General features: G+C 33.5%; 14 protein-coding genes. 3 read left to right on the top strand and 11 right to left on the bottom strand.

Annotation, left to right across the window (positions count from 1 at the left end):
• Positions 1–75 precede the first annotated feature (75 nt).
• Positions 76–732, bottom strand: coding sequence for a DUF2007 domain-containing protein (locus ACJJVI_RS11825; RefSeq protein WP_042248897.1), 657 nt, complete (start codon positions 730–732; stop codon positions 76–78).
• A gap of 107 nt (positions 733–839) precedes the next feature.
• Positions 840–4,601, bottom strand: a complete 3,762-nt coding sequence (locus ACJJVI_RS11820; protein WP_405352097.1) for a tetratricopeptide repeat protein — start codon at positions 4,599–4,601, stop codon at positions 840–842.
• 142 nt (positions 4,602–4,743) lie between these two features.
• Here ACJJVI_RS11820 and ACJJVI_RS11815 point away from each other — a divergent pair, with 142 nt between their 5' ends.
• A complete protein-coding gene (locus ACJJVI_RS11815; RefSeq protein WP_405352096.1) occupies positions 4,744–5,343 on the top strand; it encodes a PhnA domain-containing protein in 600 nt (199 codons plus the stop codon).
• A gap of 48 nt (positions 5,344–5,391) precedes the next feature.
• On the opposite strand, the gene gldG is transcribed toward ACJJVI_RS11815, so the two are convergent.
• From gldG to ACJJVI_RS11795, 4 genes are read right to left on the bottom strand one after another with little or no spacing between them, the layout of a single operon-like run.
• The gene (gene gldG, locus ACJJVI_RS11810; protein WP_405352094.1) at positions 5,392–7,074 is read right to left on the bottom strand and encodes a gliding motility-associated ABC transporter substrate-binding protein GldG; all 1,683 of its coding nucleotides are present in this window, start codon (positions 7,072–7,074) and stop codon (positions 5,392–5,394) included.
• Between the two features lie 2 nt (positions 7,075–7,076).
• A complete protein-coding gene (gene gldF, locus ACJJVI_RS11805) occupies positions 7,077–7,802 on the bottom strand; it encodes a gliding motility-associated ABC transporter permease subunit GldF (RefSeq protein WP_405352092.1) in 726 nt (241 codons plus the stop codon).
• Positions 7,799–8,095: a putative quinol monooxygenase gene (locus ACJJVI_RS11800; RefSeq protein ID WP_036580676.1), complete on the bottom strand. Its 297-nt coding sequence runs from the start codon at positions 8,093–8,095 to the stop codon at positions 7,799–7,801. Before ACJJVI_RS11800 ends, gldF begins: the two co-directional genes overlap by 4 nt.
• Positions 8,092–8,922 carry an S-adenosyl-l-methionine hydroxide adenosyltransferase family protein gene (locus tag ACJJVI_RS11795; RefSeq protein ID WP_036580673.1) on the bottom strand — a complete coding sequence of 277 codons (831 nt, stop codon included), beginning with the start codon at positions 8,920–8,922 and terminating at the stop codon, positions 8,092–8,094. The genes ACJJVI_RS11800 and ACJJVI_RS11795 overlap by 4 nt, the downstream gene beginning before the upstream one ends.
• Positions 8,923–9,082: 160 nt before the next feature.
• On the opposite strand from ACJJVI_RS11795, the gene ACJJVI_RS11790 reads away from it, so the two are divergent.
• Complete coding sequence (locus ACJJVI_RS11790; RefSeq protein ID WP_348020950.1) at positions 9,083–10,036, top strand: PhoH family protein; 954 nt, start codon at positions 9,083–9,085, stop codon at positions 10,034–10,036.
• A gap of 145 nt (positions 10,037–10,181) precedes the next feature.
• Entirely contained in the window at positions 10,182–11,147 is a 966-nt protein-coding gene (locus ACJJVI_RS11785; protein ID WP_405352089.1) for a phosphoribosylaminoimidazolesuccinocarboxamide synthase, read from the top strand.
• 46 nt (positions 11,148–11,193) lie between these two features.
• Here the strand turns inward: ACJJVI_RS11785 and ACJJVI_RS11780 are convergent, their stop codons facing one another.
• From ACJJVI_RS11780 to ACJJVI_RS11760, 5 genes are all read right to left on the bottom strand, one after another.
• Complete coding sequence (locus ACJJVI_RS11780; RefSeq protein WP_042272213.1) at positions 11,194–11,928, bottom strand: flavodoxin family protein; 735 nt, start codon at positions 11,926–11,928, stop codon at positions 11,194–11,196.
• A gap of 108 nt (positions 11,929–12,036) precedes the next feature.
• On the bottom strand, positions 12,037–13,266 hold the full coding sequence (locus ACJJVI_RS11775; protein ID WP_405352086.1) for an ATP-binding protein: 1,230 nt from the start codon (positions 13,264–13,266) through the stop codon (positions 12,037–12,039).
• 240 nt (positions 13,267–13,506) lie between these two features.
• Complete coding sequence (locus tag ACJJVI_RS11770) at positions 13,507–14,001, bottom strand: MepB family protein (RefSeq protein WP_405352085.1); 495 nt, start codon at positions 13,999–14,001, stop codon at positions 13,507–13,509.
• A 27-nt stretch (positions 14,002–14,028) separates the two neighbouring features.
• Complete coding sequence (locus ACJJVI_RS11765) at positions 14,029–14,460, bottom strand: hypothetical protein (RefSeq protein WP_042297128.1); 432 nt, start codon at positions 14,458–14,460, stop codon at positions 14,029–14,031.
• Entirely contained in the window at positions 14,457–15,020 is a 564-nt protein-coding gene (locus ACJJVI_RS11760) for a hypothetical protein (RefSeq protein ID WP_042297129.1), read from the bottom strand. The genes ACJJVI_RS11765 and ACJJVI_RS11760 overlap by 4 nt, the downstream gene beginning before the upstream one ends.
• Positions 15,021–15,049: the final 29 nt, after the last annotated feature.

Genomic DNA, 15,049 nt, shown 5'->3' with positions numbered 1-15,049 from the left:
GAAAGTAGTTGTAAAAGGTGGTAGCAACTTACGTCTCGAATTATTGAAAAGTTTTAAACTTTCCTTAAAAGTGATTTAGAAATAACTCAACATTTTCATGATAAGAACTATTGGCGCTATAATGACACCTATATAGAAGATTCTCTTACCGTGTTTTTTATCTTTTAAAGAGTAGGAATCAACTTTTTGACCATTGGGCAAAGTCTTCTTTGATGTCCATAAAAAATAACCGATGATTAGACCTAAAAAGCCACCTAAGATAGAAAAAATATAACCGGCAATAATCCATGCCTGTTGATTATCGTCAGGTTTTGCTAGTTCTTCTAATCGTTGTTTTTTTAAAGAAATGAGTAACTCTTTGTCTATAGATTTCCCACGTTCTTTCAATAACTTTTGAGCTAGTGTGTAATCTAGACTGCTCCATTCATCAGATTTTAAGAGAACGTCATATAATTCTTCATCTGTGAAACTAAATAAATAATAATCTTTATCTATTTCATCGAGCACAGCGTTTGAATGTTGTTCTAGAATATCTTCAGCCTTTTCAAAATCGGCTTCATTGATACGCAATTCTATTTTATGTTGTAGGGTACTGCCTGAAAATGTGACATCGACAGGTGGTACATTGTCATCGATTACGACGTCTATATCATTGTTTTCTAATAATTCCTTTATTTCTAGTGCTAGTTCTAAAGTTGGAAATCTTCTAAATATGGAGTATTCTTCTTGCATTGGTTAGGTTGTTTTTAAGATACGCTTTCGCGAAAGCGTAATTCTAAAAATAAAAAAAGAGGTTATGAATTCATAACCTCTTTTGTAATTAATAATTTATTGGACTATTACTTATAAGCGAGATATTGCTCTCTAGTTTCAATTACAGATTTTACAAAGTTTTTAAAGTCTGCATATTCAGAAGCTTTAATTACCTCTAAACTAGGTTTAGAAACAATTTTCACTTCTATTTTATTAGGTGCTAGTTCTTTATAAGTTATCGTATAGCTATGTTGCTTATAGCTTAATGATTTATTCTCTGGCACTTCAATAAACTTTTTACCTTCTTCTAATTCTATGGTAATAGACTCTGTATAAGATGATGTGTCTTCATAATCACGATATAAAATGTCATGTTTACGTTCATCCTCAGCAATAATACTTTGCGTGTATGGAACAGAGAATAGTGGTAGTTGGAAAGTCTTCATCTGTCCTATAGATCCAGGCTTAGAGAGTAGATTGAGTTCTGTCTCTACTTCAATACCATCTGATCCGTGATCATATGTTGCACTAACGATCTTTTCTACATCAAATGTTGCTGTAGAGCGATTTTCTAAGAAAGACTTTAGATTATCTTTTTTCAACTCTTCGTTTTCCTCGTCTGCTAGACTACGTAAGTATGATGAAGTACTTGCTTTAAGGTTAGTCGTTAATTTTGCTTTAAAAGCATCTTCTTTAACGGTTATATAAGCCGTAGTGTTGTATTGACTAGGTGCTGTCGCAGCATTTTGAAGAATGAATAAATCATTAGTCATTTTGTCATTTTTATCATATGGTATTTCAAGTCCAATAGCATGATTTAATGATCCAGGAACGGATTTATACGGTAGGTACTTATCTGTAAGTTCTAAAAATTGTTCTTTTCCATCAATTTTAGTTTTAACGATACAGTGGTTAAAATCTCTAGACGGTAATTTTAAAGCGTTTTCTCCATAATCTGAAGTAAGAATTAAAACAAGGTTAGCGTCTAGATCACTCATAGATGCTAACGTTACGAATAGAGTAGAGAAGTCCTTACAATCACCTAGTTTAGACTTGATTGTTTTAGACGGTTTTTGAGGTACATAGCCACTTTGCTTAAAGCTTACATAACTATATGTAAACTCATCTGTAATGTAATCATAAATAGCTTTTGCTTTTTCGTCATCTGATTTACCATCATGTCCATTAGGGAAAATGGTGTTATATGCGGCTGTAACTTCATCTTCAATTTCTATCTGACTGCGTACTAGATCTGAATACCATTCTGAAATATCTTTCCAGTCTTTTAAAGTACTGATGTGGATGTGCTCTGTCTGGTCTACTAGGTTTTTCATATAGTCCTCTGCTAGAGTAATAGCTGCTACATCTTTAACGCTCCACTCATAAGTTTGCATTCCATCAGTCTTATATTTTTTAACTGGTATTTCACCATTAACAACTTCGTGATATAAAGGTCTATCACTTTCAGTAATAACTCTTAGGTGATACTGCTTTATAGGATGATAGCCTTTCACATTATACACGTTATCATAATCTTTATAGAATCTACCGTAAGTGTAGTATTCAGTTTCATAGTCTAAGTAAACAACATCGCCTATTTCTAGGTTGTTAAAGACCATACTAGATCCACTACGTTCTGCTGGTTCTATACTTTTATCTTTCTTTACAATTTCTGACTTTGTGATCATATAATTACCACCTAGACCAAGATTGTATTCTTTAATAGACTCAATTCCATTAAGTGTTGTTACTTCATAAATCATGGTACCGTGATAACGTACACCACCACGACTATATAGCATCAGGTTGTTTTCTTCAAGTATGATGTTAAGACCGTAATTGTTCTCCATACCACTATCACGGTTCTTTTCAATGTACTTGTAATGATCTTTTGTTTTGATCTTTTCCATAGGATCTGTAATTCCTTTCAGATCATAAACTTTGCGTCGTAAGGATAAATCAGATAAACTGCGGTCTAATTTTTCTTCGTACCACTTAATAGCTTCTTTTTTATTTTCTAACTTTAAGTAGGTATCACCCATTAATGAGCGTAGTCTTAAGGCATCTGGATAGTTTTTCAATCCTTTATTGATCAACTTTAAAGACTCATCATATTTCTTATTTTCATTATACACATAAACCATTCTTTGTAAATAGTTATTGTAGAAATCATATCTCAATAGGTTGGTTTTCATGATATCTTCCCATTCTTGCTTACGATTCTCTCTACTATAAATCCCAGCAAGATTGTTTATGATATACCAAGAGTGATATTTTTTGTGAGCGTCAGTTAAGATTTGTTCATATCTCTTTTCATCATTAAGAATCGAGTTATAAAAACCAGCATAAGTGGCAAGGCCTTTAATCGTGGTTCTTTCATCTTTAACAAGCCTGTCTAGAATCTTTTCAGCTTCTTTTTCTTCTTCATTACGTAAAGCGATGAATAAATCACACATTTCATCAATGGTATTCAGGTTAGTTGCACCTTGAATAGCACTCATTTTCTTTCTGAATTCTTGTTGATCCAGATTCATCAGTTTATCCGTATCTGAAAATTCTAAAATTAACGATTGATAATAATCTGGGTCATTCTTCATTAAATTTTCCATTACTTTAAGTGCCTCGTCTCCTTGATCACTTTCAGTATATGCATTCATTAACATGGTATTCAATAAAGAACTCTGTGGATTTTTCTTTAATTGTTCTTTTACTAAATTAATAGTTTCTTTATATCTAGCATTATGCTGTAAACTGTGGTATAAACCATAAAAGCTTAAGAAGTCATTAGGATTACTTTTCAGTTTATTTCTGAAAAAGGCCTCCATAGGATGTTCTAAAGTTTTAGCATTAACGCTTGCTGTAGTTCCCTTTTTATAAGATTTATTATTAAGATCATTACCTAATTCAAGAAGGTTTCCATTAATATCCATAAACCTTGCGATGTAATAAGGAGTACCACTAGAAGCAGATTTAATAAGAAGTCTATTTGAACCTGCATTTAAGGTTACCTCAATCTGATGAGCATCGATTTCAGTACGTACATCTTCTTTATCTTCAAGAATCTCAACACCATTTAGAAAAACCTTAATAATACCACCACGTCCTAATTGTAATACAGCTCTTTGCTCTTTATCAGATTGAATAAACGTTTGAGCATAATTAATTTTATTTCCATACTCGTCGTGATTGATAAAATCTTTATAAGGACTCAATGGATTGTCTGGTGCAACATACCAATTCACAATTCCGTTACCATTAGTGTCAAAACCATTTGCAGCAGTAGCTTCATTTTCTGGTGCATAAGTAATGTTTAATCCACTATCATTTAAGTTTTCAAAAGGACCTACTAGTTCCCAGTTTTCTATGTTCTTGATAGAAGCAACAAGTTGTTTTTGTTTATCAAAATCTCTTGAGACCTCTGCATGAATGCTTTGCATATATGAATAAGCATCTCTAAGACTAGCATTTTGCAGTTGTGGAGTTTTAATTTCCTGTAATCTTCTTAGTTCTAAAGGAGCAAACCCTTGAGATTCGTAATCTGAGAATAAAAAAGTCTCATGCCACGAGGCAAATAAATAAGGTTCAAAATCTGCTTTATTAAGCAAACCTTCTAAGTAGTTATAACCATTTGCAATCTCTCCGTTTTCTTTTAGGACTATTTGCTTTAGGTAATAATTCTCTACGTTACTTTGATCTAGTTTTTCAACTAGTTTAAGGGCGTCAGCACGCTCATTGTTGAGCAATAGCTTTATAACCTTTTCTGATTTTTGAGCGCTTAATTGTATTGAAAACCCTAATAGAAAGACAATTATTAAGGATTTAAGCATAGTCATGTTCTTTTTCTGCATTTGTTATCGGTTAGTTGTTATTTAAGTCGCCTACAATATAGTTCATAATCTCATTTCTCAAAAATGGAATGAAAGAAGATTTTTACAAATTGTTATTTAAAGCGTTTAGGTTTTTTACCTTTGCCGTTCTTAAAAAATAAACATGTCAGACTTACTGAAACAATTAGAAGATCGATCTGGAAACGCTTGTGAACTTTGCTCGTCAACAGATACCCTAGAACAAAAAGTGGAACTTGCTGTTTATGAGGTGCCTGAGTCGCCTAAGAATGTGAAAGATATTTCGATATTAGCTTGTAAAGTCTGTCGTGAACAATTAGAGGATCACAGTAAGATCGATGTAAATCACTGGCGAGCACTTAATGATTCTATGTGGAGTACAATACCGGCAGTACAAGTGGTTGTTTATAGAATGTTAGATCAATTGAAGGTAGAAGGCTGGCCTCAAGATTTACTAGATATGATGTATTTAGAGGATGATACTAGAAACTGGGCAGAGGAAGGAATACAACGTGGTCCACAGATTATTCATAGAGATGTTAATGGTAATATTTTGAAAAGAGGTGATAGTGTTGTGATTATTAAAGATCTTGATGTAAAGGGATCAAGTCTTATCGCAAAACGTGGTACTGCTGTGCGCAATATCTCTTTAGTACACGATAATGCAGATCAAATTGAAGGCCGTGTAGGTCCTACACAAGTAGTGCTGTTAACCCAATATGTAAAGAAAACATCTGGAGAATAATTAAGAAGTGTTTTATATTAAAATATTCATTTTAAACCTGTTGAGATTCTAAGCAGAATACTTTTTCCTTCTTAAATAATTAAATACTAAACCAAATATTACTACTGTAATTAGTGGTAATAAAACATTAATTAATTGCCATTTTGTACGTTCATCATAACTCTTTTTGAGGTTTAGAAAAGGGACAGTTATATTCTTACTACGCAATTGTATTAATCCGGTATCGTCTAATAGGTAATTAACGGTATTCATTAAAAACTCTTTATTACCGTAAAGCGCTCCTGTACGCATATCATATCCTAGCTCTTGAGCTTTTCCACTGTCGATTTGATTTTTCAAAACGTCACCATCTGCAATTAAAACGATAGCACTTTCTTTACCTTCATCTATTGAATTAGTCATTTCAAAAGGCTTTACTCTATTTTTATAGGCACTAGTAAAACTACCTTCGGCAAGAACGGCCAGAGGCTTTTCACCTACTTTGGTTGCTAGTGGATCTATCGGTTGATCTAGTTCTGCTAGAGATATAGCGGCAGGTAATATTTTAATTTGAGTATCAGGTGATGTACTTAATAGTACTGTCTTTTTGATACTATTTTTAAGAGTATCAATGGTACCGGTATATTCAAATTTTACTTCTTCTAGATTTTTAGTAATAGGGTTATCGCTATCAGATTTTGAAATAGGGTAGTATGGCCAGTCAAAGGCTTCATATTGTGTATTACGACCTTGTCCAGTGGCTAGTGCAAGACCGCCAGCACGTTCATCTTTTACGATTCCGTTATTGAGTCTTAACCCATATTTAAATAGTAAATTGTCTAGATTTAAATCTCGTGGCATTCCATAACCTATAGATTGTGGATTTGCAAGACTATCATTTTCAAATATAATCGGATCTGCGGCTAGTAACATTTTTCCACCATCCATGATGTATTGGTCGATGATGTAATTCTTAGTCTCACTGAAAGCAACGGTAGGTTTAGGCTCAATGATTAAATCAAATTTATTGAGTTGATTTAAAACATCTACAGGAGTCACACTATCATTATCCTTTACAAATTCAATTCCAAAAGGAGCAACCCGATAATATTGCTGTAAGGTTTTAATAAAGTCTCTAATCTGTAAATCACTTAACTCACCACTATCTCTTAAAACGGCAATTGTTTTAGATTTTTCATTAATAACTTTACTCATTCCATCGGCAAACTGATATTCCAGCTGTTGTATAGATGAGTTTACTCGTTCTTCCATCGTGGCACGAGCAACTGTTTTTAGTAATGGTACAGCAGTAGTTTTACCATTGTAAACCATTATAGCCCATGGGAACACAACAACTTTTGTGCTTTTTCCTCCTTCCATAATTGTAGCCATGGCTGGTTTAATGCCATATTGAGCTAGACGCATCGTTATTTGCTCTACTGCTTCTGTGCTTTCATCCTCTGTCGGGTTAACAAAATTGAATTTTATATTCTTATTAACTGCAGCATACTCTTCCAGTAATTGCTGTGTCTCTGACTGTAGTTTACGGAATTCTGGTGGTAGCTCACCATCTAGAAATACATCTATAAGCATGGTGCTTTCCACACTTTCTGCCAGTTGTGTTGCGACAGGTGATAGTGTATAACGTTGGTCTTTGGTTAGGTCAAAACGTTCGTACCATTTACTAGCGCCATAATTTATAAGAACTAGCGCAGCAACAATAACGATAAGGGAAATAACAATCTTTTTCATTCTTATTGCTTCTGGGTGATTATTTTAAGACTCAATTCGCTTAAAGCGAAAAACAATACAGCAATGCTCAAGAAGTAAATGACATCTCTAGTATCTATAACGCCTCGTGCCATACTCTCGTAATGATATTTTAAGCCTAGAAAAGCCAGTCCATCATTTTCAATAACCGTAGAGAAACCTTCAAAACCAAAATACATTATAAAGCACAAAACGGCTGAGAGCAAAAAGGCTATAATTTGATTGGCAGTTAAAGAAGAACAAAATACACCTATTGCGACATAACATAAAACTAATAGCATTACACCAGCATAGCTACCGATGGTACTTCCTATATCTAGATTATTTAACGTTTCTCCTAACTGTGCTATGGTAAATACATATAACAAAGTAGGCAGCAAGGCAATAACGATAAGAGTGACACCAGCCAGGTATTTTCCAGCTATAATGCTTCTAAATGATATAGGTCGAGTAAAAATCATTTCTAGGGTTCCTAGATTGCGTTCAATAGTAAAACTGCGCATAGTAACCGCTGGAATAAGAAAAATAAATAACCATGGTATCAGTAAAAAGAAAGGCGATAAGTCTGCAAACCCATAATTAAGGATGTTAAATTCGCCATCAAATACAAAAAGGAAAAGACTGGTTACAAGTAAAAAAATAGCAATAACTAGGTAACCCGTTATGCTAGAAAAATAGCTTCTTAATTCTTTTAAATAAATTGCTTTCATAAAAGACTATGTATCTTATTTAAAGAGTTGGCTGATGGTTTTTGATCAAAAAGAGCTTTAGTAGCTGGCCATACCTCACTGAATAACGCAGAATGTCGATAATTATTAAGTGCCTCTTCATTTTCCCAATAGCTATAGGTATAAAAGCTGCATGAATCTTCTTTATCTTGATAAAGTTCTAGTAAACTACAACCATCTTGGTCGCGTATTTGCTCTTTATGAGTGTCGAACAATTTCTCAAAAGCAGCGACAGCGTCTGGTCTAAAATGCATTCTTACGATACGTACTATCATGTCTCGTTAAATTTTATGTTGATAGGAGTGTTGTCTTTAAGTCCAAAGAGACTACTGGCACTACCTATGGTAATCGGGTTAGATTTATAAGTTGCAATTTCTATATAACCAGAACTATTAAAAATCACTATAGCTCTACCATCGATATCACGTTTATAATCTTCTTTACTAAAATCTATGAAGCCAGAATAATGGTCATAGATTTTATAATGTTTCTCACTGCGTGCAGTAAGTGTAAACTCTCGTCCCTTTCCTGTGGATTTAAACAGATCTCTGGTAATATTTGTTACTGCATTACCATAGTTATCGATATAGATAACCTGACCATTAATAGAATTATTAGCAACGGCTGGTTGCATGCCAGATATATTTTTTAATCTTTCAATAGGTTTCCCAATTACTTCTAAGGTTCCTCCACGAGCTATATGACAAGCAGTTTGTACAAAAGCATCCATCACCGTAAAGTTTGAAGTAATACGATCGTGGATGTTAATTTCAACAATTTTATCTGCGTTAAATTTTGCTGTGAGTAAACACATAATTCCATTATCTGCACAGACAAAGTAATGACCATCCATATAAACTGCTACATGCTTATTATCTGGTGTATGCTCAGCATCTACACCTATGATATGAATTGTCCCTTTCGGAAAAGTGTAGTAGGCGTTTTTAATGATGTATGCCGCTTCGGCAATATGAAATGGAGTAACGAGATGCGAAATATCAACAATATTAATATCTAGCAATTCATTAAAGATCGCTCCTTTAACCGCGCCTACATAGGGATCTTTTAATCCAAAATCTGTGGTCAGTGTTATTATAGGCATAAAGGTGCTGGAAAGTTGTTAATTAAATAAGGATTAAATTTTTGTTACAATTGCTATTTTCCTGATTCAATTCTTTAAATTGTTACAAGTTTTGCAAGTGTTACATGCTCTAGCAAAATTATAAAATAATAAACGCAATCATTCATATAATTATACGCTTTTGAACGAACTTATCATTGACCTTTCAGAATCTAATCCTAGAGAGTTTTTTGGGGTTAGAAATAAAAATCTAGCTTTCTTAAAAAAGCACTTTCCTAAACTTAAAATAGTCGCGCGTGGCAGCACGATGAAAGTTTTTGGTGATGAAGAACAATTACAAGAATTTGATAAACGTATTCAGATGATGCTAGAGCATTACGGAAAGTATAATACGATGGATGAAAATATTATGGAACGAGTACTAACTAGCAATGGTAGAGAGGACTATGATAACGCAAAAGGCAGTGGTGATACTCTAGTACATGGCGTAAGTGGAAAGATAATTAAGGCCAAAACTCCTAATCAACGCAAACTAGTAGAACTTACTAAGAAGAATGATATGGTCTTTGCTATAGGACCTGCAGGAACAGGTAAGACATACATGGGTGTAGCAATGGCTGTAAGAGCACTTAAAGAGAAACAGGTTAAACGCATTATTATGACTAGACCGGCTGTAGAAGCTGGTGAGAATTTAGGTTTCCTACCAGGTGACCTTAAAGAAAAACTAGATCCATACATGCAGCCTATTTATGATGCCTTGCGAGATATGATTCCAGCCGAGAAGCTTTCTACTTATATAGAGAAAGGAATTATTCAAATTGCACCGCTCGCTTTTATGAGAGGTAGAACGCTAGATGGTGCTTTTGTGATTCTTGATGAAGCTCAAAACACGACACATGCACAGATGAAAATGTTCCTAACACGTATGGGGAAAGATGCAAAATTTTTCATTACTGGCGATCCTGGACAAATTGATTTACCGCGACGTGTTATTTCTGGACTTAAGGAGGCTTTATTGATCCTTAAAGATGTTGATGGAGTAGGTATGATGTACCTAGACGATAACGATGTGGTGCGTCATAGACTTGTAAAAAAGGTTATTGCCGCTTATAAGGATATTGAGAATAGAAATTAGTTGTATTTATTTGCTTTCGCGAAGGCGTAAGCATCAACATTATATATTTTTCATATCTAGTCAATAACTTATTAAAAATATCCTTCTATTTTTCTCTAAAATTTAAGAAGAATATTTGAAATTTGTAATTCACAGCACAAGCATTATGAATTTACCAAATACTATTACAGATATAGATTTTAATTTCCCTAACCAGACTCATGTCTATAAAGGTAAAGTACGCCAGGTGTATAGCGTTAATGATGACCTATTGATTATGGTAGCTAGTGATAGGTTAAGTGCTTTTGACGTAGTAATGCCTAGAGGTATACCTTATAAAGGTCAGATTCTTAATCAGATAGCTACACAAATGATGCAGGCTACTGAAGATATTGTTCCGAACTGGTTACTTGCAACTCCAGATCCCAATGTTGCTATAGGTTACCAGTGCGAACCATTTAAAGTAGAAATGGTAATACGTGGTTATATGAGTGGCCACGCTGCAAGAGAATACAAAGCTGGACGTAGAATGATTTGTGGAGTTGCCTTGCCAGAAGGTTTAAAGGAAAACGATCCATTTCCAGAGCCTATTATTACTCCTGCTACTAAAGCAGAAATGGGTGATCATGATGAAGATATATCAAGAGAAGACATCATATCTCGTGGTATTGTAAGTGAGCACGATTATGAAATTTTAGAAAAATATACGCGTGATTTATTTAAACGCGGTAGTCAACTCGCCAAAAAGAGAGGTTTAATACTGGTAGACACTAAGTATGAATTTGGTAAAACCAAAGACGGCAAAATAGTCTTAATAGATGAAATCCATACACCAGATTCTTCTCGATATTTTTATTCAGAAGGTTACCAAGCTCGTCAAGATAGGAGTGAACCTCAAAAACAGTTGAGTAAAGAATTTGTGCGTCAGTGGTTAATATCTCACAATTTTCAAGGATTAGAAGGTCAAACATTACCAGAAATGGATGATGATTACATTTTATCTGTAAGTGATCGTTACATCGAATTATATGAAAAAATCACTGGTAAAGAATTTGAAAAATCAGATACCAGTGATATTAAAAATCGTATCGAATCAAATGTTCAAGATTGGTTTGAAGCAAACTTTCTGTAGCAATTTGCTTTATTAATCTTTGAATCTATTGCTAGGTGCGTTGTGACTATCTATACTCTGGGTTGTCAAATTCCCATCGCTTGCCATCATCCCATTGCGCTCTAGAATTTCCATAACTAGGATATCCTCCATTTGCTTTAAGCATTGCGGCTAGATGTAATAGGTTATAGGTCATAAATGTGGTGTTTCTATTGGTAAAATCGCTTTTAAAACCTACTGGTGGATTGATTTTTTCACCTTGCCATTCTGTATCGCCATAACTAGGACCAGGACCTACTTCACCTATCCATCCACAGTCTGCTTGTGGTGGGATAGAATAACCTACATGTTGTAATGAATAGAGTATTCCCATGGCACAATGTTTAACGCCATCTTCATTACCAGTGACCATACAGCCGCCTACTTTACCATAGAATTTATATTGTCCTTTATCATTAGTCTGACCACTCATGGCATATAATCGTTCGATAAGCTTTTGAGCTTCTGATGATTTTTCTCCTAGCCATATAGGTGTTCCTACGATCAATATATCTGCGTTTATAATTTTTTTAAATATAGAAGGCCACTCATCCTTATCCCATCCATGTTCTGTCATATCTGGATAAACGCCACTTGCAACATCATGGTCGATGAACCTTATGGTTTCTACTTTTACATTTTCCTTTCTCATTATTTCTTGAGAAACATCAATTAAGGAGTCTGTATGACTATGTTGAGGAGATTTCTTTAAAGTACAGTTTACATATACAACACTTAAGTTGCTGAAATCATGTTTTTCCATAAAGCTTATTTAAATTTTGAACTGTTATGCGCTAATCGCTTAACTTGTTAGAAAGCTTAAGTTATTACTAATCATTGAGATATCGTCCTAATAAAAACTCAAAATGTATTATATAGGTAAACTAAACTTAAATGTACTTCCTTTATTAACTACACTTTCCACCCATAAGGTGCCATGCATTTTTTCTACAAACTCTTTGCAAAGAATTAGGCCTAATCCAGATCCTTTTTCACCTTCGGTACCTGGCTGTGATTTGTGTGTAGTTAAATTAAAGAGATCTGTCATATGTTCTGTAGACATTCCTACACCGGTATCAATCACGGCAATTTCTAGAAATTTATCTTTTTGTAGTGCAGTGATGTTAATAGATCCATTAGGATTTGTAAACTTGATGGCGTTAGAAATTAAGTTGCGTAGTACGGTCTTTAATAGATTGCTGTCGGTATAAAATTCTATGTCTTGTACAGCATTATATGTTATTGTAATATTTTTTGCTTGAGCGATTGATGTTTTAAAGTCAACGACTTGGGTAATGATGTTGGTAATATTTATGTTTTCTGGTCGATAACTAAGTTTACCAGTCTCAGTATATGCCCAATTTAATAGATTGTCTAATAGATTGAGCGTGTTTTTTGCCGTAGAATTTATAATCTTGATGCAATCACTATCTTGAGAATGATCTTTATTTGTACTATTTTCAAGCATTAGTTCAGAAAATCCTATGATATGATTAAAAGGGCTTCTTAAATCATGTGCTATGATTGAAAAGATTTTATCCTTGGTGGCATTAAGGTGTTTTAACTGTAGTTGATTTTCTTTTATAGATTCTTCCGCAATCTTACGATAAGTTATGTCAGTTGATACGCCGCATAAGCCTATAACTTTATTTTGGTGTTTATCGTCATAAATAGGTGTTTTGATTTCCCAATACACCTTGCGATTACCATTATGGTCAGTGGTATCTACTTCGTTTTCAGTGTCTTTACCATAATTAATAACTTCAGATTCAATAATTTTAATTTGATCGCATGTCGTTGGTGGAAAAAAATCTGCATCACTTAAAGATGATAGTTCATGAGCGCTGCAATTAAATAGTGTGAGGCATTTTTTATTTGCATATAAATATCTGCCGTTCATATCCTTTATATATACGTAGGTATTTAAATTATCTAAAGCAGTATTTAAATGAGTTAGTTTTAAATCAGCTTTAAGTACTTCGAGTTGAATTTCCTCACATTTTTTTTGATCACTGGTATTCTCTAATTTAAGTTGTTTCAACTCGTTGGATAGCTCTACATTTTGTTTTAATAACTCTTCATATGTAGGTTTTTTTAACATCTGTTATGTATATATAGCTGAAAAATAAAAAAAAGTAATCAATGTATGATTCATTTTTTACGAAAAATTCAAGAAAATTCTTATCATTTTTATCAATTCTTACATATAAAGTTAGAAATAAATGCCTAGTGGTAAATATCTGTTTTAAGAATTAAGTTTTTGATTGATAATATTTTATGAATTATATTTTTAATTTTCGTGATGCTATGGTTTTATGACCGTATGATTTAGAAGAAAAAATTACTGTCGAGTCAATAAATCTAGAACGATTTTCAAATCCAATTCTTTAGAATATCTGAAGAAATAGTTGAGTTGCCATTTTTGAGTTTTAATGCCTTGTGTGTTGGTGGTCTTATCCCAACTAGGATATACTCTGAAACCTCTTTTTCCTTCTTTGTAATTTGTTGAAAAGATTCCTTTTGCAATCAACACCGATTTAGGAAAAATAAATTGTCCATGTTGTTGATCTTTTTTAACATGAACGATTAGATAGTCTATGACATCATCTTGATGATATGGTTCAATAGGACCCAACTTACTACGTTTCCATATGGTAACAAATTGGCCTGTTTTTGTTGGAGTAATTTTGGCCGTTCTAAAAGCAATATGCAGATCGTTTAATTTATAGGTACAAGCCTCATATTTTATGCTTTCACTATCAACTTGAAATGAGCTTAAATTAAAGCCTAGTTGGGTGTAAATTTTATCGTTGATATAAGCTAGATTAGTATTCATGCAATTTATGGATAAGCTTAAAAAATTCTAATCACTGGTATTATTAGGTTTTGAAAAAAGGTTTTTAATCATTGATACATTAGAAAATAGTGCAGAAAATCCAAAACTGGTTAGTAAGGCAATGCCTGCTATTGTACCTAATGCTCCACCGTATCCACTAAAAACATCACCTTTATGAAGATATATCAAACTAAATAAGCATCCTGCTAGTATGAGTTGAAAGTAACTCACGTTAGTTTTAGAAGATACCATACCTATAAAAGAAGTTCCTATAAAAACGAAAGGTATATGTATCGTGAGATAGCTGTTTAAGATATTAGGGAAGAAGTAAAAAAATACGGCCACAATGAGAGATAATAATGCAGATGCTCTTACTGCGCCTTGCTTTAATGGTGTGCTTATAAAATACGTGAGTACACTACCTATAACTCCTGTCAATACTATTATTAAGTCATTCATGCTACCATCCAATTTAAAAAAGTGATGAATACGACACTTGCAAACGCTATGGTTCCTAATTTTCCGCCTATACCTAAAAAGAGGTTTTTAGATAACATTAGAAATAAAGCCGCAACTATACCTGCACTAATAACATAGCCTAATGAAGGTATAACAAAAACACTAGACATGCCCACAAATGTACCACAGTAGATAGGTACAGGCAATTGCTTTAAATAATTCGACTTGCTATTGATTGTAGGTAAATAAGATACCGCTGTACCAATAAAACCAGCTGCAATGACCGGTCCTAACTTTAAATGAATACTAATAAGATAACATAGTACAGCGCCTATGGGCACCCATATCACAACGATTAGTTTCTCGTATTCATAATTTTCATGATGTAAGTCTAGATATCGATAGCCAAAAAGTAGGAGTAAAGAAATACTAATGATACCAACTAACGCGATGAAATTACTGATTTCATATTTCTCTTTTATAATCCATGCTAGAAATAGGAGCTGCAATAGCATCACCATCATAATCATAAAAAATCTAATCGCTTTATGTCTCTTCATTAAAGAATTTTAGTAATTCAACAAATATA

The sequence above is a fragment of the Nonlabens sp. Asnod3-H03 genome (assembly GCF_045063665.1).
Classification (GTDB): domain Bacteria; phylum Bacteroidota; class Bacteroidia; order Flavobacteriales; family Flavobacteriaceae; genus Nonlabens; species Nonlabens ulvanivorans.
This window is presented reverse-complemented; position numbering and strand designations above follow the sequence as displayed.

Coding starts and splice junctions, on each gene's coding strand:
- ACJJVI_RS11825 (WP_042248897.1), bottom strand. CDS start 732: ATGCAAGAAGAATACTCCATATTTAGAAGATTTCCAACTTTAGAACTA.
- ACJJVI_RS11820 (WP_405352097.1), bottom strand. CDS start 4,601: ATGCAGAAAAAGAACATGACTATGCTTAAATCCTTAATAATTGTCTTT.
- ACJJVI_RS11815 (WP_405352096.1), top strand. CDS start 4,744: ATGTCAGACTTACTGAAACAATTAGAAGATCGATCTGGAAACGCTTGT.
- gldG (WP_405352094.1), bottom strand. CDS start 7,074: ATGAAAAAGATTGTTATTTCCCTTATCGTTATTGTTGCTGCGCTAGTT.
- gldF (WP_405352092.1), bottom strand. CDS start 7,802: ATGAAAGCAATTTATTTAAAAGAATTAAGAAGCTATTTTTCTAGCATA.
- ACJJVI_RS11800 (WP_036580676.1), bottom strand. CDS start 8,095: ATGATAGTACGTATCGTAAGAATGCATTTTAGACCAGACGCTGTCGCT.
- ACJJVI_RS11795 (WP_036580673.1), bottom strand. CDS start 8,922: ATGCCTATAATAACACTGACCACAGATTTTGGATTAAAAGATCCCTAT.
- ACJJVI_RS11785 (WP_405352089.1), top strand. CDS start 10,182: ATGAATTTACCAAATACTATTACAGATATAGATTTTAATTTCCCTAAC.
- ACJJVI_RS11780 (WP_042272213.1), bottom strand. CDS start 11,928: ATGGAAAAACATGATTTCAGCAACTTAAGTGTTGTATATGTAAACTGT.
- ACJJVI_RS11775 (WP_405352086.1), bottom strand. CDS start 13,266: ATGTTAAAAAAACCTACATATGAAGAGTTATTAAAACAAAATGTAGAG.
- ACJJVI_RS11770 (WP_405352085.1), bottom strand. CDS start 14,001: ATGAATACTAATCTAGCTTATATCAACGATAAAATTTACACCCAACTA.
- ACJJVI_RS11765 (WP_042297128.1), bottom strand. CDS start 14,460: ATGAATGACTTAATAATAGTATTGACAGGAGTTATAGGTAGTGTACTC.
- ACJJVI_RS11760 (WP_042297129.1), bottom strand. CDS start 15,020: ATGAAGAGACATAAAGCGATTAGATTTTTTATGATTATGATGGTGATG.